Origin of the sequence: Halobacillus sp. BBL2006, from assembly GCF_000786645.1 — a bacterium.
In the GTDB taxonomy this organism is placed as follows: domain Bacteria; phylum Bacillota; class Bacilli; order Bacillales; family Halobacillaceae; genus Halobacillus.
Map to the genome: position 1 here is coordinate 1 of NZ_JRNX01000424.1, position 2,284 is coordinate 2,284.

General features: G+C 40.5%; 4 protein-coding genes. 1 reads left to right on the top strand and 3 read right to left on the bottom strand.

The window, feature by feature from the left end:
* Positions 1 to 388: S9 family peptidase (locus LD39_RS12780; protein WP_035547333.1), on the top strand; the 388-nt coding region annotated here is incomplete at its 5' end.
* A 69-nt stretch (positions 389 to 457) separates the two neighbouring features.
* Here LD39_RS12780 and LD39_RS12785 read toward each other — a convergent pair.
* The 3 genes from LD39_RS12785 to LD39_RS12790 form a co-directional block, all read right to left on the bottom strand.
* On the bottom strand, positions 458 to 742 hold the full coding sequence (locus tag LD39_RS12785; RefSeq protein WP_035547335.1) for a hypothetical protein: 285 nt from the start codon (positions 740 to 742) through the stop codon (positions 458 to 460).
* A 253-nt stretch (positions 743 to 995) separates the two neighbouring features.
* Positions 996 to 1,121 (bottom strand): hypothetical protein, encoded by a 126-nt coding sequence (locus LD39_RS23810; RefSeq protein WP_255349889.1) that lies wholly within the window; start codon positions 1,119 to 1,121, stop codon positions 996 to 998.
* Between the two features lie 156 nt (positions 1,122 to 1,277).
* Complete coding sequence (locus LD39_RS12790) at positions 1,278 to 2,174, bottom strand: cupin domain-containing protein (RefSeq protein WP_035547338.1); 897 nt, start codon at positions 2,172 to 2,174, stop codon at positions 1,278 to 1,280.
* Positions 2,175 to 2,284 lie beyond the last annotated feature (110 nt).

Sequence of the window (2,284 nt, forward strand, 5' to 3'; positions counted from 1 at the left end):
GCATGGAAGACATCCAGAGTACTTCAAAGCCGTCGTAGATATCTTCGGACCATGTAACCTGTTCAGCTTCATCGACTCAGTTCCAGAGCACTGGAAACCTGCCATGGCACAGTTTGTCGGAGACCCTGTGAAAGATAAAGAAAAACTAGAGGAAGATTCGCCAATCAACCATTTGAATACAATGATCAAACCGATGCTCGTCATTCAGGGAGCAAAGGATCCCCGTGTTGTCAAAAAAGAATCGGATCAGGTGGTCGAAGCATTGAAGGAAAAAGGGAGAGACGTAGAGTATATCGTCTTAGAGGATGAGGGACATGGATTTTCTAAAAAGGATAATGAAATCCTCGTTTACCGTAAGGTGTTGGAGTTCTTTGATCGGTTTATTTAAAGATATTTGGTAACCAAATACTACCCGCTATTTCTTTCGTGGAATAGCGTCTAGATGACTACGCCTATGCTACGCTTCGAATAAGGAATCAATAAAAGAAATCACATACATGAACCAGATATAAAGGAAGGCAAACTCGAGAACGAAAAAGATAATAAACCGGGTGATCGTCTTTTGCTTCAGCTGCAAATAATACCCTACACCCCAAAAAACATAGATCATAAGCAATCCGATATTTTCACCAACATGATTTCCGGGATAAGGGGCAAAGTTCATCCCTAAATAGGCTAAGGAACCAATGCCCAATAAAAATATCAGAAAGAGAAGGTTCACTACATGGATAGCTATTCTCATCTCATCACCTCTACAGGTGCCCTTACCCTTTTCCATTTAAGGAAAACTTGAGAATATGCAGATGGAATCAAGAACAATCTAGCTGTTAACGGAACGGCAATCTGTCTACAGAAGAAAGATCCTCGTTTGAAGAGATTTATAAGTCCAGAGGAGCTGGGAACAAAGCAGCGGATCCGAAAAACTTAAAGAATTTCTAGAAACGATATGAAGACGGAAGCATCAAGTAGCTTCCGTCTTTTTTGATTTAAAAACTCTATTTGATTCGCTCGTCTAACTGTTTATTCGTTTTGGAGATCGTGATTCTCTCTTCTCCTGTGCTAGGCTGTACAGCATCTCTGCCTTTTTGGATGTTCCGTTTTGACTTCGATTTTTTACTCATCGGTCCTTCACTCCTAAAAAATTTTCGAACACACTTATTTTTAGCAGGAAACCGATCATTTATGTGAACATTCGTCCAGTTGGGGTGAACCAATGACCTGACAGAAAGTCAACGAAGAACGAAAACTCATCCATCAAACCAAACAGTCAGTAGTACCTACATTTCTTCAGCAGCCACTGCGTCGGCTTTTGTTTCATGAACCGTTCCGAATGGATGCTCAGGCGGTGCATAGATGCTGTACAGTTTAAGCGGTTTATTCCCAGTGTTGGTTACATTGTGCCACTTCCCAGCTGGCAGCATAATGGCATAATCATCATACACCCTTGCTTCAAAATCTAAGCGGTCCTTCCGATCCCCCATTTGAACAAACCCTTCCCCCTCCTCAACACGTAAAAACTGGTCAACGTCCGGGTGAATTTCTAAACCAATGTCATCGCCGACACCAATGCTCATTAAGGTCACTTGCAAGTGATTTCCTGTCCATAAGGCGGTACGAAACGTATTGTTTTGCTTCGTAGCTTCATCAATGTTTACCACAAATGGTTCTTTTCCATAATCTTTCAATTCGATACGCGATTCCTGATTTGATGCTAACAAACGAATCTGGCTGGCATGTGATGCCTCGTCATTACATGCCCTCGCAAATACATTTTGCAAGGGCGAATGCTGAGTAAGTAAATAAATTTGACGGTAGATTTCATAATTGTCAACTTTTGCTTTATAAGCTTTTTCTAATCCATCTTGATAAGAGTGGAAAGCTATTTCATCGATTTCGTAAACAGGCGGTTTGCCGGTAAGTGTAGAGTAGAAATTCGTAAATTGTTCAAAATGACCTTTTTCCTCTTCTAAAACACGAAGAAAAGTATTTTTATGCTTTTGGTCAGGTGCAGATTCAGCTAACCGGCTATATAAATCAATAGCTGCAGCTTCCCCTTTTATTCCATTAACTATAGATTCCAATACTTGTTCATTGTTTCCTGATCGGAAGTTTGATCCATACGTTGAACCGGTGGCGTAGAGAGGATTTTGATACATAGGAGGACCATAATACATCTTGCTCATTCCCTTCAAAATTCATAAAAGTATCCTATGCACACTATTCCTGGTATGTACTTGAATGTCTGCATAAGCGCGAAGTCCATGTCCAAAAAAAAAAAGAAATC

Excerpts from the sequence above, each read along its gene's own strand:
- LD39_RS12785 (WP_035547335.1), bottom strand. The coding sequence starts at position 742 with ATGAGAATAGCTATCCATGTAGTGAACCTTCTCTTTCTGATATTTTTA.
- LD39_RS23810 (WP_255349889.1), bottom strand. The coding sequence starts at position 1,121 with ATGAGTAAAAAATCGAAGTCAAAACGGAACATCCAAAAAGGCAGAGAT.
- LD39_RS12790 (WP_035547338.1), bottom strand. The coding sequence starts at position 2,174 with ATGTATTATGGTCCTCCTATGTATCAAAATCCTCTCTACGCCACCGGT.